General features: G+C 67.6%; 19 protein-coding genes. 10 read left to right on the forward strand and 9 right to left on the reverse strand.

Features of this window, described 5'->3' with window-relative positions:
* Together ACWDY5_RS31265 and ACWDY5_RS31270 are read right to left on the reverse strand one after the other, a co-directional pair.
* Positions 1–1380: GAF domain-containing protein (locus ACWDY5_RS31265; protein WP_449725732.1), on the reverse strand; the 1380-nt coding region annotated here is incomplete at its 3' end.
* Complete coding sequence (locus ACWDY5_RS31270; RefSeq protein ID WP_449725733.1) at positions 1334–2101, reverse strand: CoA transferase subunit A; 768 nt, start codon at positions 2099–2101, stop codon at positions 1334–1336. The genes ACWDY5_RS31265 and ACWDY5_RS31270, both read right to left, overlap by 47 nt.
* Positions 2102–2249: 148 nt before the next feature.
* Between ACWDY5_RS31270 and ACWDY5_RS31275 the strand changes: the two genes are divergently transcribed.
* Genes ACWDY5_RS31275 through ACWDY5_RS31285 form a run of 3 tightly spaced genes read left to right on the forward strand, consistent with a single transcriptional unit; the run spans position 2250 to position 4491 of the window.
* Positions 2250–3575 (forward strand): MFS transporter, encoded by a 1326-nt coding sequence (locus ACWDY5_RS31275; protein WP_449725734.1) that lies wholly within the window; start codon positions 2250–2252, stop codon positions 3573–3575.
* The gene (locus tag ACWDY5_RS31280; protein ID WP_449725735.1) at positions 3572–4225 is read left to right on the forward strand and encodes a 3-oxoacid CoA-transferase subunit B; all 654 of its coding nucleotides are present in this window, start codon (positions 3572–3574) and stop codon (positions 4223–4225) included. Before ACWDY5_RS31275 ends, ACWDY5_RS31280 begins: the two co-directional genes overlap by 4 nt.
* The gene (locus ACWDY5_RS31285; RefSeq protein WP_449725736.1) at positions 4222–4491 is read left to right on the forward strand and encodes a hypothetical protein; all 270 of its coding nucleotides are present in this window, start codon (positions 4222–4224) and stop codon (positions 4489–4491) included. The genes ACWDY5_RS31280 and ACWDY5_RS31285 overlap by 4 nt, the downstream gene beginning before the upstream one ends.
* 3 nt (positions 4492–4494) lie before the next feature.
* Here the strand turns inward: ACWDY5_RS31285 and ACWDY5_RS31290 are convergent, their stop codons facing one another.
* Positions 4495–5043: a class I SAM-dependent DNA methyltransferase gene (locus ACWDY5_RS31290; protein ID WP_449725737.1), complete on the reverse strand. Its 549-nt coding sequence runs from the start codon at positions 5041–5043 to the stop codon at positions 4495–4497.
* A gap of 113 nt (positions 5044–5156) precedes the next feature.
* Here ACWDY5_RS31290 and ACWDY5_RS31295 point away from each other — a divergent pair, with 113 nt between their 5' ends.
* Positions 5157–5447 carry a DUF4342 domain-containing protein gene (locus ACWDY5_RS31295; RefSeq protein ID WP_283664532.1) on the forward strand — a complete coding sequence of 97 codons (291 nt, stop codon included), beginning with the start codon at positions 5157–5159 and terminating at the stop codon, positions 5445–5447.
* Between the two features lie 189 nt (positions 5448–5636).
* Here the strand turns inward: ACWDY5_RS31295 and ACWDY5_RS31300 are convergent, their stop codons facing one another.
* Positions 5637–6368, reverse strand: a complete 732-nt coding sequence (locus ACWDY5_RS31300; protein ID WP_449725738.1) for a TetR/AcrR family transcriptional regulator — start codon at positions 6366–6368, stop codon at positions 5637–5639.
* A 114-nt stretch (positions 6369–6482) separates the two neighbouring features.
* Between ACWDY5_RS31300 and ACWDY5_RS31305 the strand changes: the two genes are divergently transcribed.
* The 5 genes from ACWDY5_RS31305 (at position 6483) to ACWDY5_RS31325 (ending at position 11221) form a co-directional block, all read left to right on the forward strand.
* Positions 6483–7460, forward strand: coding sequence for an ABC transporter ATP-binding protein (locus tag ACWDY5_RS31305; protein ID WP_449725739.1), 978 nt, complete (start codon positions 6483–6485; stop codon positions 7458–7460).
* A complete protein-coding gene (locus ACWDY5_RS31310; protein WP_449725740.1) occupies positions 7453–8253 on the forward strand; it encodes an ABC transporter permease in 801 nt (266 codons plus the stop codon). Before ACWDY5_RS31305 ends, ACWDY5_RS31310 begins: the two co-directional genes overlap by 8 nt.
* Positions 8254–8460: 207 nt before the next feature.
* A complete protein-coding gene (locus ACWDY5_RS31315; protein ID WP_449725741.1) occupies positions 8461–9255 on the forward strand; it encodes an epimerase in 795 nt (264 codons plus the stop codon).
* Between the two features lie 242 nt (positions 9256–9497).
* The gene (locus tag ACWDY5_RS31320) at positions 9498–9827 is read left to right on the forward strand and encodes a DUF4277 domain-containing protein (protein ID WP_449725796.1); all 330 of its coding nucleotides are present in this window, start codon (positions 9498–9500) and stop codon (positions 9825–9827) included.
* Positions 9828–10048: 221 nt separating this feature from the next.
* Positions 10049–11221, forward strand: a complete 1173-nt coding sequence (locus ACWDY5_RS31325; RefSeq protein WP_449725742.1) for a hypothetical protein — start codon at positions 10049–10051, stop codon at positions 11219–11221.
* Between the two features lie 85 nt (positions 11222–11306).
* Here the strand turns inward: ACWDY5_RS31325 and ACWDY5_RS31330 are convergent, their stop codons facing one another.
* The 4 genes from ACWDY5_RS31330 to ACWDY5_RS31345 are packed head-to-tail and all read right to left on the reverse strand — an operon-like array spanning position 11307 to position 19580.
* Positions 11307–13769 (reverse strand): RNaseH domain-containing protein, encoded by a 2463-nt coding sequence (locus tag ACWDY5_RS31330; protein ID WP_449725743.1) that lies wholly within the window; start codon positions 13767–13769, stop codon positions 11307–11309.
* Positions 13763–17014, reverse strand: a complete 3252-nt coding sequence (locus ACWDY5_RS31335) for a hypothetical protein (protein ID WP_449725744.1) — start codon at positions 17012–17014, stop codon at positions 13763–13765. The genes ACWDY5_RS31330 and ACWDY5_RS31335 overlap by 7 nt, the downstream gene beginning before the upstream one ends.
* Positions 17011–18159 carry a restriction endonuclease-related protein gene (locus ACWDY5_RS31340; protein WP_449725745.1) on the reverse strand — a complete coding sequence of 383 codons (1149 nt, stop codon included), beginning with the start codon at positions 18157–18159 and terminating at the stop codon, positions 17011–17013. Before ACWDY5_RS31340 ends, ACWDY5_RS31335 begins: the two co-directional genes overlap by 4 nt.
* Positions 18156–19580 (reverse strand): PD-(D/E)XK nuclease family protein, encoded by a 1425-nt coding sequence (locus ACWDY5_RS31345; protein ID WP_449725746.1) that lies wholly within the window; start codon positions 19578–19580, stop codon positions 18156–18158. Before ACWDY5_RS31345 ends, ACWDY5_RS31340 begins: the two co-directional genes overlap by 4 nt.
* 325 nt (positions 19581–19905) lie before the next feature.
* Between ACWDY5_RS31345 and ACWDY5_RS31350 the strand changes: the two genes are divergently transcribed.
* Complete coding sequence (locus ACWDY5_RS31350; protein ID WP_449725747.1) at positions 19906–23088, forward strand: DEAD/DEAH box helicase; 3183 nt, start codon at positions 19906–19908, stop codon at positions 23086–23088.
* 145 nt (positions 23089–23233) lie between these two features.
* On the opposite strand, the gene ACWDY5_RS31355 is transcribed toward ACWDY5_RS31350, so the two are convergent.
* The gene (locus ACWDY5_RS31355) at positions 23234–24199 is read right to left on the reverse strand and encodes a hypothetical protein (protein WP_449725748.1); all 966 of its coding nucleotides are present in this window, start codon (positions 24197–24199) and stop codon (positions 23234–23236) included.
* Positions 24200–24545 lie beyond the last annotated feature (346 nt).

Here is a 24545-nt window from a genome sequence, read left to right on the forward strand (position 1 = left end):
GACCTGGGCGGCCAGCGCGCCCGGCGCGTCGGTCCGGGCCAGCAGCACGACCTGCTCGGCGTGGATCCCGCACAACACGGCGAACCCGGCGGCGGCCGCGGCCAGCCGCCGCCGGGACACGCCGTCGGCGTGCACCACGAGCACCGCATGCCCGGCGGTCAGGTCCACGCCGAGCCGCTTGCCGCGGTCGACCAGCGTGCCGGGTTTGCGCTCGGGCGCGGTGAGCAGGTCGGTGAGCAGCTCGCCGCGGACCTCGTCCTCGGCCTTGGCCACCGACCGGCGCAACAGTTGCAGCAGCGCGGTGACCACGGCGGCGCGCTCGAACAGGCGCCGGTCGGCATCGCTGAGCGCGGCGCCGGTGCGCAGCACGATGCTGCCCAGCAGCTCCGGCCCGGCCTGCACCGCGCACACCCAGCCGTGCTCGGTGGCGGTGGCCCGGCCGGAGTTGTAGGAGGCGGTGACCGTCTCCGGGGCCGGGGCCGCGGTGGGCAGCCCGGCGTGCGCGAGCTCCGCGCCGCCCGCGGTGTAGACGCCGATGCCGCCACCCAGCACATCGGCGACCGCGGCGGCCACCGCGGGCAGTTCGCCGCCGCGCAGCACCAGGTCCATCAGCCGGTCGTGCGCCTGCTCGGCGCGCTCGACGTCCTGGCTGTGCGCGCTGACCTCGGCCAGCAGCCGCGCGTTGTCCAGCGCGACCGCCGCGTGGTCGGCCAGCGAGGACAGCAGCGCGATCTCCTCCGGGGTGAACTCCCGGGCGGCGCGATCGGCCGCGTACAGCACGCCGATGACGGTCTCGCCCACCGCGAGCGGCACCGCCAGCAGCGCGGTCAGCCCTTCGTCGCGCACCGCCTCGTCCACCGGCCCGGAGTGCAGGAAGTGCTCATCGGAGAGGTAGTCGGGGGTGGCGTAGGGCAGCGCCGTCTGCGCCACCAGCCCACCCAGCCCCACGCCCATCTTCATCCGCACCTCGGGGAACAGCGTGGACACCGAGCCGTCGGTCACCCGCATGTAGGTGATGCCCGCCTCGGCGTCGTTGAGCGTCAGGTAGGACAGGTCGACGCCGAGCAGCCTGCGCGCGCGGCGCACGATGGAGCGCAGCACCTCATCCGGGTCACGCAGCCGCGCCAGGTCGCCCGCGGTGTCCACCAGCGCCGACAGCTCGGCCTCCCGCCGCCGATGGCCGTGCACCGTGGCGTTGATCCGCAGCGCCAGCTCGACCGCGGTCGCGGACCGCGGCTCGGCCACCGCGAAGCGCGCCAGCTCGGCGCTGTCCGCCCCACCCGCGAGCAACTCCAGCAACCGGAAAGCGAAGTCCTCCACCCAGCCCGCCTCCTCACTCCCTGGCGCGGACCGTCCGCCGCTCGATCCGCTTGTCCACATCCCGGCCCACGTGCACCACCCGCTGCACGAACACACCGGGCAGGTGGACCTCGTCGGGGTCCAGCTCACCGGGCTCGACGAGGTCCTCGACCTCGGCGATGGTGACGCGGCCGGCCATCGCGCACAGCGGGTTGAAGTTGCGGGCCGACCGGGAGAACACCAGGTTGCCGTGCCGGTCCCCGGCCGCGGCGTGCACCAGGGCGTAGTCGCAGGTGATGGCGTGTTCGAGCACGAACCGCTCGCGCCGGCCGCCGACGGCGAAGGCCCGGACCTCCTTGGCCGGTGAGGCGATGAGAACCGCGCCGTCCGGGCCGTAGCGCAGCGGAACGCCACCCTCGGCGACCTGCGTGCCCAGGCCCGTCGCGGTGTAGAAGGCGGGAATGCCCGCACCGCCGGCGCGCAACCGCTCCGCGAGGGTGCCCTGCGGCACCAGCTCGACCTCCAGCTCCCCGGCGCTGAACTGCCGGGCGAACTCCTTGTTCTCCCCGACGTAGGAGCTGGTCATGCGCGCGATGCGGTGGTCGGCGAGCAGCACGCCCAGCCCGAAGTCGGCCACCCCGCAGTTGTTCGACACCACCCGCAGCTCGCCGACACCGGCGGCGTGCAGAGCCGTGATCAGCTCCACCGGGATGCCGCACAGCCCAAAACCGCCCACCGCCAGGCTCGCGCCTGCGGGGATGTCGGCCACGGCGGCGGCCGCGGTGTCGACCAGCTTGTCCATGCTGTCCCCTTCGCCCAAGGTCATGTGGACGACAACACTGCTGACCCGGCGACCACCGCGGCAATGTCCGGCGAACACATGCCTGAGCAGGCCATTATGTGTCGGCGCACATTGGTTCGCGAGGGGAGCGGACCTAGCGTTCCGCGGCATGAGCACAGCCGCCGCCTCGCCAGCGCGAGCACAGACCCGGATCGGCCGCGTGCTGGCCGCCAGCCTCGTCGGCACCGCCGTGGAGTGGTACGACTTCTTCCTCTACGGCTCCGCCGCCGCGCTGGTGTTCAACAAGCTGTTCTTCCCGGAGAGCGATCCCTTGGTCGGCACCATGCTGGCCTTCCTCACCTACGCCCTCGGTTTTGTCGCCCGGCCACTGGGCGGGCTCGTCTTCGGCCACTACGGCGACCGCCTCGGCCGCAAGAAGCTGCTGATGGTCAGCCTGGTCATGATGGGCGTGGCCACCGCGGCGATCGGCCTGCTGCCCACCTACGCCAGCATCGGGATCTGGGCCGCGGTCCTGCTCACCGCGCTGCGGCTGGTGCAGGGTTTCGCCATCGGCGGTGAGTGGGGCGGGGCGGTGCTGCTGGTCAGCGAGCACGGCTCGGCCCGGCACCGCGGGTTCTGGGCCAGCTGGCCCCAGGCCGGTGTCCCGGTGGGCAACCTGCTGGCCACCGGCGTGCTCGCCATCCTGGCCGCGACCATGGACGACGCGGCGTTCGAGAGCTGGGGCTGGCGGATCCCGTTCCTGTTGTCCGCGGTGCTGATCATCCTCGGCTACTGGATCCGCTCCTCCATCGAGGACGCGCCCGTGTTCACCGAGGCCCGCGCGAAGGCCGAGGCCGCGGGCGAGCCGAAGCGGGCGCCCGCGCTGGAGGCGTTGCGGCGCTACCCCAAGGAGATCGGCGTCTGCATCTCGGCGCGGCTGGTGGAGAACATCTCCTACTACGTGCTCACCGCGTTCGTGCTCACCTACGTCACCAGCCACCTCAAGCTCGACAAGAGCCTGGTGCTCAACGCGTTGCTGGTGGCCAACGTCGTGCACCTGGTCGCCATCCCCGCCTTCGGGGCGCTGTCGGACCGCCTCGGCCGCAAACCGGTCTACCTGGCGGGCACGATCGGCATGGGCCTGTGGGCGCTGGTGTTCTTCCAACTGCTGGACACCCGCAACGCCTGGCTGATCACCCTGGCCATCGCGGGCGGGCTGATCGCGCACGCGGCGATGTACGGGCCGCAGGCGGCGTTCTTCGCCGAACAGTTCGACACCAGCGTCCGCTACTCCGGCACCTCCATCGGCTACCAGGTCACCTCCATCATCGCCGGCTCCCTGGCGCCGCTGATCGCCACCGCCCTGCTCACCAGCTACGGCGGCCCCGCCCCGGTGGCCCTCTACGTCATCATCGCCGCGATCATCTCCACCGCGGGCGTGCTGATGGCCACCGAAACCCGTTCCCGCGACCTGGCGGAGGTGCCCGCCCGATGAGCCTCACCCGCGCGCAGATGGCCGCCCGCGCCGCCCGCGAGCTGCCCGACGACGGCTACGTCAACCTCGGCATCGGCCTGCCCACCCTCATCGCCGACCACCTCCCCCCTGGCAAACACGTCGTGCTGCAGTCCGAGAACGGCATCCTCGGCGTCGGCCCGTACCCCGTCGACGGCGCCGAGGACCCGGACCTGATCAACGCGGGCAAGGAGACCGTCACCGTCCAGGCAGGCGCCTCCTACTTCGACTCCGCGCTGTCCTTCGCGATGATCCGCGGCGGCCACATCGACGTCGCCGTGCTCGGCGCCATGCAGGTCTCGGCCACTGGCGACCTGGCGAACTGGATGATCCCCGGCGCCATGGTCAAAGGCATGGGCGGCGCCATGGACCTGGTGCACGGCGCGAAGAAGGTCATCGTCCTGATGGAACACACCGCCAAGGACGGCGCCGCGAAGCTGGTGCGCACCTGCACCCTGCCCACCACCGGTAGCCGCGTCGTGCACCGGGTGATCACCGACCTGGCGGTCATCGACATCACCCCCCACGGCCCGGCCCTGCGCGAGCTCGCCCCCGGCGTCACCATCCCCGACGTCCAGTCCGCCACCGAAGCCGAACTGCACGTGCCCACCTACCTGGGCGCCATGCGGTGACCGGCACGAGATTCTCCTGGGACCAGGAGCAACGGACCGCCGCCCGCTACGCCGCCCGCCACCTCCCGCACCCCCACCACCAAGCCGACCCAGCCGAGTTCGGCGTGGTCTGGGCGAACATGGCGCGCGGCTTCCACCTCGGCGAGCTCCGCGAACTGCCCCGGCTGGCAGAGGCTTTTCACGAGTGGCTCAACGAGTTCCGGCCGGCCCGGACGGAGCGGCAGCGGTGCACAACCCGGATTCGCCTCACCGGTCAACGCCGATGAGGCTCAGTGCCCGGGTGCGCGGTGGACCGAGACGGCGTAGTCACCGCCGGTGAACGGCTTCCGGTCCCAGGTGGCGTAGCGCTCGACGAGGGTGAGCCCCGCGGCCGCGCAGTGGGCGTCGTAGTCCTCGGCGGAGTAGCCGCGGTCGAGGGAGAAGCCCGCGATGAGCACGCCGCCGGGCGCGACGTGGGCGGCCACGCCGGAGACGAGGGCCTGCTGGGTGCCCTCCGGGGTGAACAGGGGGACGTTGCCCGCCATGACGACGACGTCGAAGCGGCGGTCGAGGGCCAGGCTCGTGAGATCGCGGCGGTGCCAGGTGACGTGCGGCGCGCGTTTCCTGGCGACCTCGAGCATGGAGGCGTCCACGTCGACCCCGACGACGTCGATGTCGTGCCGGGCCAGCTCGATGGCGACCCTGCCGGTGCCGCAGCCCGCGTCGAGGACCGAGCCCGGCCGGTAGTCACGGACGAAGTCGGCCTCACCGTGCACATCGGCGCCGGTGTCGGCCAGGCGGTCGAAGCGGCGCTGGTAGTCCTCGCCATCCCAGGTCATGGCGCCCACCTTGGCACAGGACCGGGGTGGGTCAGGGACAAACCCTGATGGCAGGGCGCCGGGCCGAGGGCACCATGGTCGTGTCAAGGCAGTTCCGCAGCACGAGGAGAATCATGAGCGAGCCCAACTCCGAGTCCACCCGTTCCGCCGCCGACTCCGTGGTCGACGCCGTTCGCGGGCTGGTCAGCGAAGGCATCAACCGTCGCGTGGTCGTGCGTGACAGCAAGGACGACGTGGTTCTGGAGGTGCCGGTGGCCATCGGCCTGGTCGCGGCGCTGGCCGCTCCGGTGGCGATGACGATCGGCGCCGGCGTCGCCCTGGTCGGCAAGTGCGGCATCAAGCTCGAGAACCGCCAGCAGCCCGGCGCCGCACCCGCGACGACGGTCGACGCCGAGCGCGTGTAGTCAGTCGCGGGGCACCGCAACGACGACGGCCCCGCCCGCACCAGCCAGGTCTGGCCCCACCGCGAACCAGCGAGACCCTTGCGCCGCAACGGGTCCGGCTGCTTCCGGTGGGGCTGGAACAGGCTGCCCCGGGTGGGCCGGACGCACGCGTGGGATCAGCCCGGGGACGGGCTGCCCGCGAGCCCGTCCCTACCTGTCCCGGTCGCCGGATTCGTCGCGGATCAGCCGCTGCACCTGCTCGACGATCGGCAGCAGCGAGGCGCGGCCGGCTCGGTCCGCGGAGCGCTCATCGGCGGCATCGGCCGGGATTCCCAGCAGCCGCCGCAGGCCCGAGCGCATCAGGGACCCGTCGACCGTGGCGACGCCGCTGAGCGCGAGCACCGACGCGCCCTGGTCGAGCGCGGCCATGAGCTGGGCGACCTCGTCGACCGCGAGCTCCTCCTCGGCCGTGCGATGGGTGGCGGCGACCCGCCCGTAGGCATTGAGCAACATCTGGACCCGGGCGCGCAGCGCGGGTATGAGCATCTCATCCCGTGCGGCGGTGGTGATGAACTCGAGCGTCGCGAGTCCGAACCCGCGCACCAGCCGCTCAGCCTCGCGCTCCTGGCCACCGGTCGGCCCGGGAGCGCATTCGGCCGCCGTCGCCGCGGAGGCGAGGGGATCCCAGCCCTCGCCGCGCAGTGCGCCCAGGTTGTAGTCGAGCACGGCGAGGAACAGTTCGGCCTTGCTGCCGAAGTTCGAGTAGACCGCGCCCTTGGAGAATCCGGCCTCGTTGGCGATCCCGTCGAGCGCCGCGCCGTGGTAGCCGTCGCGGCTGAAGACCACGAGACCTGCCTCGATCAGGGCATCGCGGGTCTCGCGCTTCTGTTCGGCTCTGGTGCGTCGCGTCCGTGGCGCGGGCATCACCCCGGGCTGATCCATGGCCGCATCCTAGCTTCTTGACGCACCGTCGGTATCTTCGTACCGTCGGTATCAATATACCGCTGGTATTCGAAGCCCGTGGTGTGAGGTGCCGTGCTGACTACGGAGATCACGATGATTGACGCAGTGCTGGAGATCGAGGGTCTGACAAGACGGTTCGGCACGGTTGTCGTTAACGACGAGGTGAACCTGCGAATCCGGCCCGGCGAGGTGGTCGGACTGCTGGGCCACAACGGCGCTGGCAAAACCACGCTTGTCTCGCAGGTCGTGGGGCTACTGCGCCCCACCAGTGGGTCCATCCGGGTGGCCGGGGTGGACGCGGTCGCGGACCCGGCGACGGCGCGACAGTGCGTTGCGCTGCAAGCCCAGGCCCAGGCTCCCCTCGACGGACTGACCCCGGGGGAGGCGATCGAGATCGCCGGGCGGCTGCGTGGCATGTCCCGGGCCGCCGCGCGGGCGAACGCCGAATCCCTGGCCGACGACCTGGACATCCGGGAGTGGATCGGCAGGCGGGCGAGACCGGACGGCGGTGGGATCTCCGGCGGGGTTCGTCGCCTGACCGCCTTCGCGATGGCCGCGGTGGCACCGGTGCCGCTGATCATCCTCGACGAACCGACCAACGACGTCGACGCGGCCCGCCGGCGGCGGCTGTGGACGATCATCCGCCGACTCGGCGACCAGGGCGCCGGCGTCCTGCTGGTCACCCACAACGTCGCTGAGGCCGAACACGTGGTGGACGAGCTCGTGGTGCTCGACCGCGGCCGGGTCGTCGCCACCGGATCGCCGAGTCAGCTTCGGGGGACCGACGAGGACCTGCGCCTCGAGCTCTCCCTGCCGCCGGACGGCGAGGAGCCGTCCGAGTCACCGGAGCTGCCCGCCCCGTTCAGCCGCCGGATCCGCGCCGGCCGCCGGGTGCTGCTGACCCTCCGCGCGGCCGATGCCGAGGCTGCGGTCGCGTGGGCAACCACCCTTCGCGCGGCCGACCGCATCGAGGGGTACACGCTCTCGCCCGTCACTCTCGAGGACGCCTACCTCGCGGCAACGGCCGGCTCCGGCGCCGCGCTCGCTGACGAGGAGCCCGCTCATGCCTGAGGCGACCACCGTCACGCACCCCGAGGCGCGGGTACCCGTCGGGATCCCGCCGCGCGCCGGCCTGGCGACGACGACCTGGACCCTGCTGCGCTGGACGATGGCCCAGACCGGGTCGATGCTGCCGCTGTTCGTCGTCGTCCAGGCGGCGATCGCGGCGGCCGTCATCATCGGATTCGGGTTCCTCATCCCCGACATCAACACGCGCACCGCGGAGCTGCTTTCTACCGGTGCCCCCACCGTCCTGATCATGGTTATCGGTCTGGTCCTGTGCCCGTGGGGCGTGGCTGGGGCCCGCACGAGCGGCACCTTCACCTACCAGCGCGCACTGCCCGTGCCACGCCCACTGCTGCTGGCGGCCGACCTGGTCGTCTGGCTGGTGATCGCGCTACCCGGTATCCCCGTCACGGTGCTGGTGGCTCGCCTGCGCTACGGGCTCGACTACTCCATCGACTGGCCGTTGCTGGTGGGCGCGGCGGTGCTGTCGACGGTCATGGCCGTCTCGGTGGGCTACGCGTTCGCGGTGCTGCTGTCCCCGGTGCTGTCCCAACTGGTCAGCCAGGTGCTGGTGTTCTTCGTGATGCTCTTCTCACCGATCACCTTCCCGAGTGGTCAGTTGCCTGGGTGGTTCCAGGCGGTCCACGACGTGCTCCCGTTCCGGCCTGCCGCCGACCTGCTTCGCGCTGGTCTGCTCTCAGACCGGTTCGGCGCGAGTGCTCAGGATCTGGTGGTGCTACTCGTCTGGTGCCTGCTGGGACTGGCCATCAGTGTCCGCGCCCTCATCCGACGTGGTTAGGAGGCCCGCTGTGGGTCGTTGGCTGGTACTGGGTGGCACTCGGTTCCTCTCCCGCGCGGTGGCAGCCACCGCAGTGGCGCATGGACACGAGGTGGTCTGCGCGGCGCGGGGGGAGTCCGGGACGGTTCCCGATGGCGCCCGATTGGTAAGAGTCGACCGTGACGTCGACGACGGGCTGGCCCCGCTGCGTGCGAGCGGTTCGACGCGGTGGTCGACGTCGCCATCATCTCCTACCGGTGGGTGCGCGAAGCCTTGGCCGAGCTGGGCGAGGCGGCCGGGCACTGGACTTTCGTCTCGACCATGAACGTCTATGCCGACCTGTCCCGCCGCCAGGGTGGCGTGGACGACCCGGTGCTGGAACCGCGCTACACGGACCCGGTGGGCCCCGAGGATTTTGGCGCGTACGGGTCGATCAAGGTGGCCTCCGAGCAGGCGGTCACCGAGACGGTCCGCGACCGCGCGCTTGTGGTGCGGCCCGGCCTGATCTGTGGACCCGGCGACGTGTCCGACCGGTTCGGGTACTGGCCGGTCCGGTTCGCCCGCGGCGGGCGCGCAGTGGTCCCCGACGCGCCCGACCAGCCGTGCCAGATCATCGACGTCCGCGACCTCGCCGAATGGGTTGTGGCCTGCGGCGAGCGCGGGATCACGGGCACCTTCGACGCCTCCGGCCCGCCCACGACCCTGGGCACCGTGCTCGACGAGGTCGCAGCCGCGGTCGGGGCCTCTGACTTGCAGCGGGTCCCGGTGTGCCCGGAGGAGCTCATCGCGGCTAGGGTGCTGCCCTGGCAGGGGCCACGTTCCCTGCCACTGTGGTTGCCAGAGAGCCACTTGGGCGTGGTTGACCGCGACACGGGTCCGGCCTGGGACGCCGGGTTGCGCTGCCGCCCGGTCGCCGAGACCGCCGTGGCGGCCCTCAATCACGAACGTGCGCTCGGGATCGAACGCGAATGGGAGGCCGGTTTGACCGCGGCGGAAGAAGCCGAACTGCTGGACCGGCGGTAAGACCGACTAGCACGTGGCCGACGCAGGCCGAGTGTGGCTAGGCCCGTCTTCCGCACATGGGAGCGGTTGACTTGGCCGGGTAGTCCGACAGCCTGCCCGACCAAAGGTTCTGCCAGGGTGTTCAATCCTGGATCAGCGTGAACAGCGGCATGCCCGATATGTCGCGGCGAGCGTAGAGAAGGCATTGGGCGCGTTGCCGGCGGTGGCCGACTACTGCCGCCGTCTGGACCTGTGCCGAAATCATCGACCAGGCCTGTCCGAAGCATGATCTCGCGCATCTGACGCATGGACAGGTGACCGAAACACTGGTCGCGAACTGGTTGGCCTCACCGACACCGCTGGACCGGGTGACCTACTGGGCACGCGAGTGGGCGGTCGAGGAAGTCTCCGGCATCGACCCGGCCATGGTGAATGATGATTGGAGGCCGGGCATTGGACGCGATCGTACCCGAGCTGGACCACATCGTCGGATCCGTTGGCGCGCAGGCGATCTCGACGTTCGGGATCGGTGTGTCCCGATGCCACTGGGACATGGCCTCGATCTCGCTGTAGGGGGCCTACGAGCGGACTGACTACGCCGCGCCGCGCTTCGGGCCAAGGTCACGATCTACGACTGGAGTTCTGGGTCTCGAAGAACTCGCCAAGATCACAAACAGGACCTTTGCTGAGGTGGAGGCATTGGCTCGACTAGACAAAAATGTGACAGATAGTGGAAAATCTCCACTTTTTACTGATAAGCGGTTTGTCTACCTCTAGTCTGTCTCCAACTTGCCACTGACGGAAAGGTTCAGACGTGCCGAATGAGGTTGTGGTCTCGATTCCGCTGACGCTCGTTGATGAGGGCGGAAGGTGGCTGGAGTCCTCGCCAGAAGGTGTTGGTATCGGAATGGTTCACCTGAACAGGTGGCAGATCCATCCAGTCAAGTTGGAGCCTGGTACTTTTGACGATTCCTCGGCTTTCCTGGTGAAGGTGAACTACCAGTTGGACCTGGAGCCAGACTGCCCGGCGCTGTCGTGGTTCGAGATCGGGATCCATTGCGACGGTGATGCCGCGGCTACCGTTTTGGACGCGGTACCTCACGGGGCACTCGATCCACGACCCGCGTGCTCCTACACCATCAACCGTCACACGCAACTCGTGGCAACCGAGTTGAGCGAGGACGCCCTTGCGTATCTTCCCGTCATTGATGAGCGAGTCGACCTGTACGGGATTGGCAGCTCATCGGTGCGTTGGCGGTATTCGACACAGGCTCGCGCGGGAACTCGACCAGGCTCAAGAGCAGCGTGGATGATCCTACTGACCCCTGATGGAATCAAGAAGCTAGACTGCCGACTCACCGTGCGATACGCGCTGCCGGTCGACGAGAACACCCCGTACCTGCCCACGCAGGAACCGGCCAGCTTCACGATTTCCCTGGACGATCCCCATCGCGGCTCAACGGTCAGCCCTTCGCAAACGGCAAGCTTGCGAACCTATCCGGTCGATAACCCCCGATCCGTGTTCATCTGCTACGCCCACGAGTCCCCCAAGTTCAAGTCGGATGCCCTGAGATTGGCGCAAGTCTTGCTGACCGTGGGGTTGGACGTACATATGGATCAGTTCGATGAAGGCCCGAGAATGCACTGGGGCGTTTGGTCACGCCGTCACTTCATGGAGCGAGACTTCACCCTGGTGCTCGCCTCACCGATGCTCCGGCGGGTCGGCGACGGCACGCTGGATGAAAATCGGCACCCTGGGCTACGCGCGGAGTGGAAGGTACTGGAGACGCTGTACCACCGCCATGCCGAATGGGCTCCGTATGTGCTCCCAGTCATCCTGCCCGGTCAGTCCAAGCTCGGCATCCCGCTGCTACTCGGCCCGGAGTGCGAGGACTACTACGAGGTGGACGACTTCACCCCGGAAGGCATGAGCACCTTGTTGAACGCGATCTTCACCACCGAACTCCGTAGCTGGAGGTTTGACTAGAGCAGCATCGACAAAGGTGGGTGCTGGCGCCGCCAGTCAGACTCGGCGGTGCCAGCACCCGGAAAGCCTCACCGTTTCCTGGATGTCATTCGTCGCCCGCTTCAGTCATCCGATACTCGGGGTGGTCCTTGTCCACCGCGATCCCCAGGTGCACAGGTCCGGGAGTGATCGTCCGGCCGTCCCAGGCAATGGGTTGTTCGCACAGCCGGGCCGCGAGAGCCGCCAGTTCCACCGGATCCCACAGTCCCGACCGGGCGATGACGATCTCTCGCGCGGTATAGGAATGCCAGGGTGTGCGCAGCTCCTTGCTGAGCTCGGCTGGAAGCGTCCAACGCGTGAACAACGCGCCGGTCCGGCCGTGTTTTGCCTCAAGGGACGCCGACTTGCCAGCGAAGAGCCAGGACGGCACGCTGCTCTCCACCAACCGGTAAACTCCCTTCCCCGGAGCGGCGGGCTGCAGCCTGTCCACTGCCTTGTTGCCCTCGTCGACACGGGTCACCGGTCTGCCGAGGTCAGCCATGTCGGCGTGCATGCGGATGACCGCGACGTCCAGTCCCTGTGCTCGCAGGGAGTCACCAGGCAGTGGTCCAGTCCCGAACCGGACGTTCTGCAAGCCGGACCAGATCGCTCTGGCTGCCTGGGCATCGACAAACACCGCGACCGGTACGTTCCGCAGATCCGCCGACACCAGCTCGGCAAGCCGATGCTCGACTTCCACGCGGGTGGTCTCCGCCTTCCCTTCAGCGCGACCAAGGTGGGTCACGCCGATAGCACCCGCGTGGAAGTCCGTCAGTCCCTCGGCGGCTCTGACCCAGCGCGCCTTGCTCTCGCTGTACATCAACACCCGCCACTGCTCGAGATCAGCAGGATCGGCGAGCACCGCGGTCATGGTCAGGACGAACGGGCGTTCTCCGTTCGCGGCGTTCTGTGCACGTGCGTTGATACCGAGCAGCAGGGTGCGACGGTCCAGCTTGTTCCGCAGCCTGTCCTTGGTAACCGCGTCGCGCATACGCTCATCGAGGACTCCTGCCGATCGCAGCAGGTCCCGGAGCGCCGATCGAGCCGCGTGCCGCTGGGTCTCCGGGCTGGCCCGTGTCGCCCCCTCCGGGAGGACGACCGGCTCGGTGGCGAGGAATTGGGTGGGGATGCCCAGGTGCCCGAACAGCCTTCTCAGGTGCGGCTTGGCATCGAACTCGGGGCGTTCCATGTCCGGGTGGAACTCCGTCTCCACCCATGCGACGACCAAGTGGTCCTCTTCCCTGGGCAAGTCCAGGTGGTCGAGGAACATGGCGCGGTTTGGTGTGCCGTGTTCAAGAAGCCGCGGGCAATGGCGTGCGACCAGGTTGAGTCGTTCGTGCACTGGCGTGAGAGACCCATCGGCGGCGGGACGGCACTTGGTCAGCTCGAGGAGCTGCTCCAGCATGCGGTCCCGAGCCTCGGCTGTCCGATAGAGACACGCGATGGTCATCTTCTTGTATCCGGTCGGTGCGATCGACTCCGGGAGCACCCCGTGCTTCGGGAATTTCTTGATCCGCTCGGGAAGGTTGATCTCCTTGTCCAGCTCGTAGGTCAACGGTACGAGCTGGGGGAGGTACTCTGTGATGTACTCATGCAGCCTTAGCATGAACCTCGGTCCAGGTCCACTGCCCAGCGACTGGGTTCCCCCCGAACTCAATCTCGGCCGGTGGGTCGCGGGACGGTCCGGGAACTTCTCCGGGAGCGACAGCGATTCCACCTGACACGCCTTCAGGATCGATGCGATGGCCGGATCGAGGTAGCGCTGCCACTCGCCCTCCACTTTGCGGATCCGGACAGGTAGGTCGAGCACAGGGGTTTCCGGTTTGCGATCGATCCAGATCCGCCTGTACCACGTGCCGCGTCGATCGAGCCGTGACAGGTGACCATCGAAAGTCAGTACCAGGTCTTGCACTCCAGGACGCGTCGTCAGGTTCACCGTCACGTTGGTCATGGCGAACGCCCTGCCACTGCTGGTGGCGATCAGATCATCGTCCTCCCAGGAGACGAGCCGGCCCGAGGTGTCCATGCGCAGCCGCACCGGGGCACGCCCGTCTATGACGAGAGGGTGGTAGGCAAGGGCTTTGGCGATCTGCCACGCTGCCACTCGGAACACCGAGTTGGGGGCGCGGGGTACCTCACCTGGCCGGAACTCGATGAAGCCGGCGAACTGGCGTGCCGGTTCCGGTTCGGGCAGGCAGTCGGGCAGGAGGAGCGGCCCGGAACCGCGGCTGTGCCGTTCCCATTCACGCACCGCGATCCGCAGGCGGTGGTCGAGAGCGGAGTCCGTCGTGAGCAGAAGTGCCTTCCCCCCGGACTCACGTTCCCGGTCCGCCAGATCACGCTCCCGGAAGAGCTGTACCGGCTTCCCGGTGGCGGCGACCAAGCCGGTGGCCAGGACGCCGTACCGGGGAGGTTGGGGAAGGGTTGCCCAGGCGTCCTGGAACCGGGCAGTCAGCGGGTAGGCGGTGACCGTGCCGAGGAGTTCGGCCAGGTGCTCGCGGGGAACTCGGTAGGCGAGTGTGATCAGCACCTTGCTGCTCCGTCTTCGGCTTTGGCGGCGTAGTCGAGGAAAGCATCGAGAGTGGAGCCGTAGTACTCGCGCATGTCGCGCAGTTGCTCCGGCCGCCATTCCTTCACCAGCTTGGCGATCAGGGTGGAGAGATCCGTGCCGCGATCACCGTCGTGGAAGGCTCCGTCAACCAGATGCAGCGTCGCGGACGTACCACCGCGCCTCGCCCGCCCGATGAGCTGGATGGCGCCAATGATGATCTCTGCCGCGACTCCCAGCTTCACCGGTTTGGGCTGGCTCTGGAAGTAGGGTGGGCAGCGGACGATCTCTTCGAGGAACCTGCCCGCTTCCTTGCGGCGCTCCTTGAGCAGTGCGCGCGGGTCGAGGACCGGGCCGGGGTGCTCGGCCAGCGCCCTCGCCTGGATGTGCGCCACCAGTTCCGCCGGCTCGTCGATGACCGGGATCGGCCGCACGATGAGCCAGACCGAGCCGAGAGCGGACTTCGAGTTCTTCCCGATGATGTTCACTCCGCGTTGCACGCGGGCGAGCGGTGCGATCAGGATGTCGGTACCGGACAACGAGGAGAACAGCTCGAGTTGGTCCGCGGCCAGCTCACGCCACAGCTGTTGGTCTGATGGCTTCGCCCCCGGCGGTACAGCAAGGCAAATCCTCCTGCCCTCGACTCCGGCTGCGACCAGGCCCTCCGCGACGTGCCGTCCGGCCACATAGGAGGTGGTGGCCAGCAGGACCCGCTGTCGTTCCTCATCCTCCGACGCCAAGCGTCTGAACTCCTGGGCGAGATGGCGCGTCCACAGCAGACCGGCGATCCGGCGGGTGGCCTCGGCCCTGGCCGTGCCCTGCACGCCTGAGATCCGGCTGGGGTTCCCTTCGTGATCGACGATGACCGCGGGGGCGATGGTCACCGTCCCACTCGAGTCATCACGCACCCACCACCGAGGCTGAGTGTGCACGTGGTGATGTGGGGCGAGTGGGAAATACGAGGTGGCGGACAATCCGAGGACGATGCGCCGGGTCCGGGCATGGGCCAGGGCTGTGACGTCCCCCAAACTCACGATGTGGGTGTGCGGGTCGCCGCCGAAGGCCGTGGTCGTCAGACGGGCCGGCTCGGTGCCGGCTCCGTCGTAGTACTCGGTGAAGGCGAAGACGAGTCTGCCGAGTGGGCCGGTCGGGGTGGCTCGCCACCGGCCGTAGGTGCCAAGGGCGTCCGCGACCGCCTGCGCCGACTCCACACCGATGTCCACCAGTTGGGAGTTGTTCGCCATCAACCGGTGCAGTGATCCCCTGATGTGTTCGAGGATGGCGCGGCGGAGCACCTCGTCGACGAACTCGCGCCGTTCCGTCTCGGACAGGGATGGAACCAGATGGCCAAGAACATGCCGAGCCTGTGGGATCGCGGTGCCCGCGGCTCCAGTCCGCACCGCTAGCTCGATCTGCCGCCTGGCTTCGGGGTATCCGTCGGGTTCGTTCGGCGCCGACGACGCGCTGCCAGAAAAGAGCGACAGGAATGCCCTCATCTGGTCTTCGCTGACCTGATCATCGGGATTGACGTTGAAGAGCCGCGCGGCAAGCCAGTTGTCCCGGTGGCGCGGGACGATCCAGGCCCGTCCTGGTCCGGGTTTGCGGGGCTTCTTGCTCCGTCTGGCCGGCCCGAGACGTTCATACGACAGGTGGCTGACGTAGTTCTCCGACAGGTAGCGGAGGTTGAAGTAGGCGTCGCGCACGTTCGCGTCGACCTCGTCGAGCAGTTTGCCGAAAGCCGCGCCGAAGTCCTCGTCGAGTGCACGCAGCGGTGTCCTCGTGTGCCCGGCCTGGTCCAGGACCAGGCCGCGGCCTGCCTGGTCGATCGCTGTCCGCTGGAACGAATCGACCTCGTCGATGACCACTACCTGGCACCGGCGCAACACCAGTTCCTCAACGCTGAGCCGGTCGTTCACGACATAGCCGTCGTACACCGGAGTCTGCAGGACACCCAGCAAAAGGTTCCCGTGGGTGGTAACGATGACGTCAGCTGTGCAGGCCGCTCTCGAAGCCTGGAAACGACCACAGGTGGTGCGCCACGGACAGGCCACGGCGCGCGCCTTTGCCTTCGGCACATGTGAGCGCAGGGTCGCGCACGGCTCTCGCCCGGGGATCCATCCGTCGACCGCGCCATCGCTGGTAGCCACAGCGGACAGGGCACACCCGTAGCCAAAACGGTCCCAGATCCAGTCGATGTCCGGACCCGTTCCGGAGACCCGGGAGCTTGCCTCCGTGGCGACGTGGATGCGCGAACGCGGCGAGGTGAGCGCGACGATCTCGCCGGTGAGCCCTACCGCTTCGACCGCCCGTTCGATCTGGTGAGTGACCTTCACGACATCGGCGTTCGTGGGCAGCACGAACGCGATCACGTGTTGCTGCCTGACCGCCCAGCACGCGAGCACCTCGACGAGGACGACCGACTTGCCAAAGCCCGTGTAGGCGAGGAGTGCGTTGAGCCTGCCAGCGGTGAGGTCAAGCCCCTTGACCTGGTCGGCCTCCCTTGACCGCACACACTTCTCGAACTTGCGCACCGCCCCCGTGCGGTGGTCCCCCGGGATATCCGGGCACCCGTCCAGCAGTTCGGCGATCTGCGCGAGTTCCTTGAAGGGCACCCACAGGTCGTCCAAAGGGGGTGAGTCGATGACAGTGGGCGGTGGCTGTGCGGGATCACGGTGGTGCGGCTGGATGTCGAAGCGGAAGTCGACGTAGCGATCAGCCGTCCCCTCGGGTCCTGGCACCCGGATGGACGTGGTGTGGGTGCCCGGCATCGCCGGAGGGAGAGCCTGTTTTCTGTTGGCGTGGAGGGTGTCCAGGTCGTCGAGAGCGGTGTCGATGAAATCCGCGAGTGACATGCCCGCGTCCACCACGATTTTGCCGCTCGCACCAGCCTTGTAGTCATCTCCGGCCCGACATCCACTTATCTTGCCGTCCAGCAGCAAGCGGTCGAGTGTGGTTCCCGCAGTCTCGGCGTTGGCGAGGTCGTTGAGGCGACGCTTGAGTAGAAGTGCGCAACGCAACCGGCGGCGTCCCGCCGCGATACCGGTGTCCGACCACCCCGACCACTCGGAGATGTGCCCGTCGAGCATGAACAGCACGTGTTCCCGGGTGGTGGTCCAGCTGATCCCGTCCCCATCGATCGGGAAGAGGTCCGCGGCCAATCCGGTCGCGGCGGCCATCACCCTGGGCAGGACCCTGCCGCCGTTGGTGTGGTTCGTGCGCTCGGTCACGAGTTCTCCTTGAGCTGCTTGCGGATCCTGGCGACGAACCGCCGCTCGGTCGTGACCCGCACGACCCTCGGCAGGGCATCCTTGAGAACCACGAGCTGATGTTCATGCGTGTCGGGCAGGACTATCTCGACGCCAGGTGGTGCGCCACGCAACTTGGCGAGGAGGCGCCTTACGGACTGGTACTCCTTGAGGTCCACCCTGTGCTTGGCGGTCCCCACCGTGACCAGGAGGTCATAGTCGTCGTGCTCTGGCCAAAGCTGAACCGAGGCACCGAGTTTGGCGAGAGCCTCGTACAGACGCAGCTCGCTGGCGCCAGGTACGACGACATAGCGCCAAATACCGGTCTCCACGCAGACGGCGTCGGCCGTGGGCCGCGCCACCGGCATGGCCACGCGCGGGCCCGAGTCGACACGGGTCAGCCTCGGCCGGGCCGAGGATCGCGAGTCCGGGGTGATCCGGTATGAAGTGGCATGTGGCCGGTAACGACACCGGACCCGGCTGCCGGTGACGGCCATCGGCCACCGGCAGGTAGGGCATGGCCACCACCAGCCCGGCCCGGCCCCCACCCGGTGGACCTGGTCGGTCGGGATCGGCTGGTACCCCCCGGGGGCGAGCTGGACTCCGCGTTCACTAATTGTTTCGCTCAGCTCTGCTTGGGACGCGGCAGCGGGATGCTCGATGAGGAACTTCCTGGAAGCCACGTAGTCCTCCTGCCTACCGGTCTCGCTCATGGCCTGATAGGCGGCCAGTTGGATCTGCTCGGCTCGCATCACCGTCCACGTGGGAAGCCACGCCGCCTTGTCGATGGCCTCTCCCAGCGGGGCCGCGTATTCGCAGGCGAGGTCGTAGGCGACATCGGTTAGGCGTCCCTCGGAGAGCAGGACCGCATGACTGATCGCTTCGTCGTCGCAGTCGGCGATCGCGGGCAACAGCCCGAGTCTGCCGTGCAGGGCGGTGGCGAACTCTCTTGGTGTCACCGGCCCGACGCCTGGCCCATGGGCGGCCATCACCACGCCGGTCATCCTTGCCACCTCGTGCATGGCCATGCTCTGCTCATGCCGCACCGACCAGGCATAGGCGGCCCGAAGTGCAGCGGCGAGGACCCGCTGCCATGGCGGAAGCGGGCCTACCGGGGAGTCGGTCATGGCTGGCCCTTCGACGCGTCCGGGCACCAACGGGCGTACGGGCAGTCGCGACATGCCCTGCCGGGTCTGGTCGGGTAAACCGTGTCGGTCAGCCAGTCCTCGACGAGCCCGGTGAGCACCGTGCGGGAACGGCTGAGCACGGCCGGATTACCGGCATTCACCCTGGTGAGGATCGGCCCGCGGCTGGTGAGCCGCTCCAGCTCTACCCGGAGCCGTGCCTTTCCCTCGGCCAACACGCCCGAGGCGGACAGCACTACCGCGAGTGCCAGCTGCGGGTAGTCCTGGAACAGTTCTCCATGGCTGGGAACACGCTGGGTCTTGACCTCCCGCAGGACCCAGCCCTCGTCATCCTGGTACAACAGGTCGGCTTTGATCCGCACCACCACGTTGACCGCCGGGTCGAACACGACGATCGAATGCTCCGGCAGTACCTGCGCATCGGCGGGCAGCCCCCGAATCGGGCACACCAGGGCGTGATCACCGATCATCTGCGACCCGAGCCTGGCCTGCACTCCCATGGCTTTCCACCCGCCGGAGTACCATGACTCAGTGGGCTCGGGGACGTCCGAAGCACGGCACGGGGTGTGCGGGACAGCCCGGTGTCGCTGTTCGATCCAGTGGTGCACAGCCCGTCCGCGACGAACGGCGTCCGAACCCTCCACCGCGCGGTCACCAGGCAGGAAGAGCCTGCCGAAGTGGGCTCGCGCGGGACAGTCCCGATATGTCCGTCCAGTGGTCACCGACCATGTCCGCCTCGGGAAGCTGCCTTCATCGACGCCGAGGAGCCCCGGCAGCGACGGCACGGCGGGGCAGACGTCAACCAGCACACAACGACCGCAGTCCTCCCCGGGGCGATAACCTCGTGCAGAGATGGCCTCGCCCACGGAATCGGCGACATCGCTGGCGTAGCGGCCCAATGCCTCCTGCGGGGTCCCCGAGAACAGGACCTGGGTGGAGGCGTCAGCGCATCCCACCTCCACCACCCGGACCCAGGTCGGTGCCTCGAACCGGCCGAGCCGGAACTCGTTGGCGGCCCATGGGTTGCTGAGCACGGGGCGGGCTTCGGCGACGACTCCGGCTGCGAACGCGACTTCGCGGTCGTCAATGGGCCGGTTCTTCACCGAGCCGTGCCGGAGGAGGCGGATCTCCCGGACGCCGTCCTCGTTCTCGTAGCGGCGTCCGTGCACCGTCTCCTCATACCTGCCCGGCTCACCAGTGGTGGCGGGACGCTGACGGGCCCACCACCGGGATACCGGAGCGAGACCTGTGGGCAGGCCCTCGATTCTCGCCTCGGCCGCCAACACGTTCGTCACCGCGTGGGTCACCCAGCGTTCGACACCGGGGTGCGGTGTTTCCCGATCCCGCCAACGGGCGATCGCGACGGCCGGGGCCAGCCGGTCGAACTCGACGGCGTCCAGCACGATGTGCACCCCCCGGTTGAGGGACGACTCGCTGTTCCGCCTCGCCTTCCCTCCGGTGCCGGTTCGTGAAAGCCCCGGATGGACCTCAACGGCGATCCGCTCGGGGCAGCGGTGGCTGAGGTCGCGAGCATGACCTGGGCGAATACGGACCAGCGACTTGTCCCCGGACAACACACTTGGTCTCGACCATTCGGTCAATGTCCTTCCCCCTGGAAGCCCGGGCAGTGCCCAATTTTCAATACCGAGTCAGCACGCTATCGTCCCGGACCAGCAATCCGCTACCAGGTCCGCACCTTTGTCGAAAAATTGGCGAGGAGAAGAAAACATGTCAGACGAGCGAGGGTTCCACGGGCTCTTCATCGGCGTGGACAAGTATCGGGACCCTGGGTTCACCGGCTTGAGATTCGCCAGAAGAGACGCGGAGGTCCTGCACGCGCTGTTCGCCGACACATTCGACTTGGATCCTGTTCTACTTCTCGACGAGGACGCCACCAAGGACAGAATCCTGACAGAAGTTCGTCAAATAGTTGCCACGAGCACTGCCTCGGACATCGTCGTCATCACTTTCTCCGGTCACGGCACTCGGACTGGCGAACTCGCCACACCGGACGCCCGCGTTGACCGGCTGGCTGAGACCGCGGTGCCGCTCGCGGAGTTCCTCGACCAGATCGCCCGTATCAAGGCCAAGCTGGTCATCGTAGTACTCGACTGCTGCTTCTCGGGAGCCGCTCTGACACCGGAGGGACTTCGTGGGACGACGTCCGTCGAGCATCAGGTCAGGGTGCTGCCCGAACCGGAGGAGAGGTACACCAGTCGCTCGTCAGACCCCGAGGTCAGCGCCCTTTTCCGTCAGGTTCAGGGCTCCGGGCACATCGTGCTGGCCGCGTCCGCGCCGGATGAGCGGGCCTACGAGAGCCCCGCGTTCAGACACGGCGTGCTCACCCACTACGTGCTCCAGGCATTGCTCGGTTATGGCGGTACCTTGGACGATGGCGAGATCTCGATGCTCGGGCTTGCGGACTATGTTCTGACAAACGTCGGCTGGCACAAGAATGGGATTGCACAACAGAGCCAGAACCCGATGTTGCGTGGCACGCTGTCCAGCGTCCGGCTCCCGGTGCTGCGCCCCGGCGCTCGGTACGCCAAGATCGAGGGCACGCCCCCGTCGCCGGCGACACACGCCCTGTCGTCACTCGAGAACCACGGCATCCATACCGCCTTCATCGAGACGTGGCGGCAGTCGATCAAACGACTGAACACGGTGCAGCTCAAGGCGATCAACGAAGCCGGTGTGTTGCGAGGCGAACCGGTGCTGGTGAGCGCCCCGACCGCAAGCGGGAAGACGATGATCGGTGAACTCGCGGCGATCAAGGCGAAGCAGGATGGTAGGCGGACTGTCTTCCTTCTGCCCAGCCGAGCACTGGTGCACGAACAGCATGAGCGGTTCCACGCCTTGTACGGGCCACTCGGGATCAAGACCATTCGTGCCACCGGGGACCTACGTGATCACCTACCCGACCTCTTCCGGGGCAACTACGACTTTGCCGTGCTGACGTACGAGAAGTTCGCCGGGCTGTTGAACGGCCGTCCCGATCTTCTCCGCCAGGTCGGTGTTCTGGTGGTCGACGAAGTCCAGTCGCTGTTCGACGTGACACGTGGTCCGGCCCTGGAAGCGTTGTTCACGCGGCTTCGGCGAATCCGGACAACGAGCACCGTCCCACAGCTCATCTGGCTCTCGGCCGTACTGGGCGATCCGAAGGGGCTCCAGCAGTGGCTGGGTATGGACTTGGTGCTCAGCGAGGAACGTCCCGTACCGCTTGTGGAAGGCGTCATCGGGCCGGACGGCCAGTACCACAGCCACCGCAGCGACAACGCTCTCCCACCCAAGGAGTTCCCGGAAGGCACGCGGCTCACCGAGGAGGTCCACAGTGGACTCAAAGACGATCTCCTAATCGCCCTGGTGGCCAAGCTGTTGGCGGAACAGAGGAACGTCATCGTCTTCCGCGCGACGCGCGCTGACGCCAAAAAGACTGCCGAGCGACTCGGGGGCGCGCTTGACCTGCCCGCCGCCGAATCGGCGATGGCCGAACTGCGGGGCGGTGACATTGGCGCCATGCACGACCAGCTGCGCAAGTGCCTCGTGCGCGGAGTCGCTTTCCACATCGCAGATCTCTCCGACCAGGAACGCCAGGTTGTCGAAAGGACATTCAGACAGGAAGACAGCCAACTCAGGGTCCTTGTGGCCACCACAACCCTGGCCCAAGGAGTCAACCTTCCCGCCGACTCCGTTGTGATCAGCGAACTCCAGCACCCTAGCGGTATTCCTTACTCGGTGTCGGAGTACAAGAACATGGTGGGCCGGGCAGGCCGGACGGATCGGCGGGGACTCGACGGCACCTCGTTCATCCTGACGGCCGGGGGCAACGACTCGGTGTCGAAGTGGGGCAACTACGTGACCGCCAAGCCCGATGCCAGGACGTCGGCGTTGCTGGCACCTGCCCAGGACCTGGGAACGCTGCTCCTCAACGTCGTGTCAGCGGTCGCGGCCGGCCAGGACAACTGCGGCGCCACCGACGTCCAGGATTTCCTCAACCACACCCTCGCCGCTCGGCAGGCGCGCTTCCAAGGGACACCAGAGCCGTTCCCGAACCACCAGGTCGCCACTGTCCTCGACCACCTGGTGCGGCAGGGCTTCCTGGCCTATTCCGACGCCGCGCCAGGGCTGGCTCCGACGAGGCTCGGCGAAATCGTCGTGCGGCACAACCTGAGGGTCTCCTCGGTGCGGACGGTCGCGGACGTACTCTCATCGCTGCCTCCCACCGACATGACGGAGCGCACCATGTTGTGTGCCGCGCAGCTCACAGAAGAGCTGCACGACAACCGTTTTGTGTGGAAGGCCAACGACCGGGGAGTCGTACTGCGCGGCCTGCAGAAGTGGCTCCGTGAGAGTCGGGTGTCACCCCAACTGGTTGATCTCCTGCCTGGCAAGGTCGAACCCGAAGTCCGAGGCCCGGCGAACGCGCGTCGGGCGCTCGCCAGCCTGCTGTGGGTGCGGGGCTGCTCACTGAACATGATCGAGCGCGCCGTACTGACGACCTCCCGCCCGAACAACGGCGCCAGCGATCCAGGACCGGTCCTATACGCGATGCGGCGAGCGGCAGACGTGATCAGCGCCGTGATCGACATCGCGAGTCACGTCCATCCGGCAGTTGACCTCGGTGACCTGCCGGAAACCCTCCCGGTCAGGCAGGAGCTGGGTATCGTCCCGGGTCACGTTCCCCTTGCTCGAAACCTCGACGCCGAACTCGACCGCAAGGTGTTCGTCGAGCTGACGAAGGCGGGACTGGACCACATCGCGGCGATCCTCGCCGCCGAGGACAATGTACTGCTGGACTGCGTGGGAGGGGACCACGCGATACTCGGCCAGCTGCGAGACGCGGCGAGGGTGGCCGAGGCGGAGGCGACCTGGCCGAAGCTCACCGACGTCATTCCTCCGTTGACCGACTGACGACCCTAACCTCGATGTACGCGTCGCGACGGACTGTCGAACCGGGCCACACCGTGCCGCCGAGAGAACCTCAGCGGCACGGTGTGAGCGGAGCAACGACGGCCCCTGCACGACCCGTGAACGACGGATCCGTCACGGTACGGGGTCAGTTGGCGAGGGGTTCCCAGGACAGGCCGTAGGAACGGCCAGGACGCAGATCACGGAACTCGCGTCGCACCTGGCCGCCAGGTTCGAGAGCGATCGTTCCCGTCGCGGCGGCCGGGTCGTTCGCCTCGTGTGCGAGGGCGCCATCAACCACTCGGATCAGCCGGGGCGGATTGGCCCGGTCGAACCTCACTTTGAGCTCGAACTCCTCACACGGGTAGATCGGGGTGCACAGGTAGAACGGCGATATGTTCGGCGCCAAGGCTCGGAACTCGAACTCATGCGTATTACCGTCGTCGAGGACCTCGGGGAGGTGCACGTCGAAGACGATCCGGCAGGACGTGACGAGGCGGGGCGAGCTCACATCGGCGCCGAAAACGGCGCGAAGGTTCACGTCGGCCAGGTTGAGCGGCCCCGTCATGTGAGCGGGCCGCACCGTGAGCGAGTGCTCGATCCCGTGCAGCCCATTCTGGCTGCTCCGAATCCTCCTGGCCTCCGTGACCTCGGCTCCGGAACCGTCGAGCAGCAGGGTGGTGCGCAACACCTCGGTCCGCCATGGCGGCTCGTGCGCCGAGTTCAGCGCCCGCCTGCCTTCCCCCTCGATGATCTCGGCGAGCAGCGCCAGCGCCTCGTCGCTGTAGCGCTGGAGACTGCGGCTTCCCAGTTTGAGTTCCGGCTCAAGCCGTACCAGCCGCTTGAGGTAGCGCTCATCCGGTTCGCTGTCGAAGCCCAGTGCGGCTCGGGCCACCGCCATATTGGTGGGGGAGAGGCGCCGCATCAGTCGGTCGAGAGTCGTGACGATCTTCCCTTTCGCGACTGCGTCGGAATCACCGTCCACCACTGCGGAGACGCGTCTGATGCCGGCTCCGACCTGGCGACCCCACCCTGATCCATTGATCCCACGACCCTTTCGCAGGTTCTTCAGCTCCCCCTGAAGAACTGCGGTGCCATCACCCGTTCGAGTCACCAACACTCCACCCCTTGTCCCGATTCCGCACTTCGGCACGAGATTGTACCCCTGGAAAGGAGGTCACCCAGAAGTCTCAAGATCAGGCACCAAGTTTCCAGTTTCAGGAAACATCGCAGTTCACAGCAGGTTTCCTGTGCCCACCAAATTCTGTCGACAAGAAACCCCTTCCTGCTTCAGGATTTTCGGTACAGCATCGGTTCGTCCGGCGGGCCCGCTCGACACACAGCCGATTCGCCGCCTTTCCCAAGGCTCCGCCGAAAGGAAGAACCATGCACACCCACCACTTCGTCACCACGTTGGACCTGATCTTCACCCTGTTCACCTAGCGATCAGCCCGGCCCCC

This window comes from Crossiella sp. NPDC003009, from assembly GCF_053591555.1.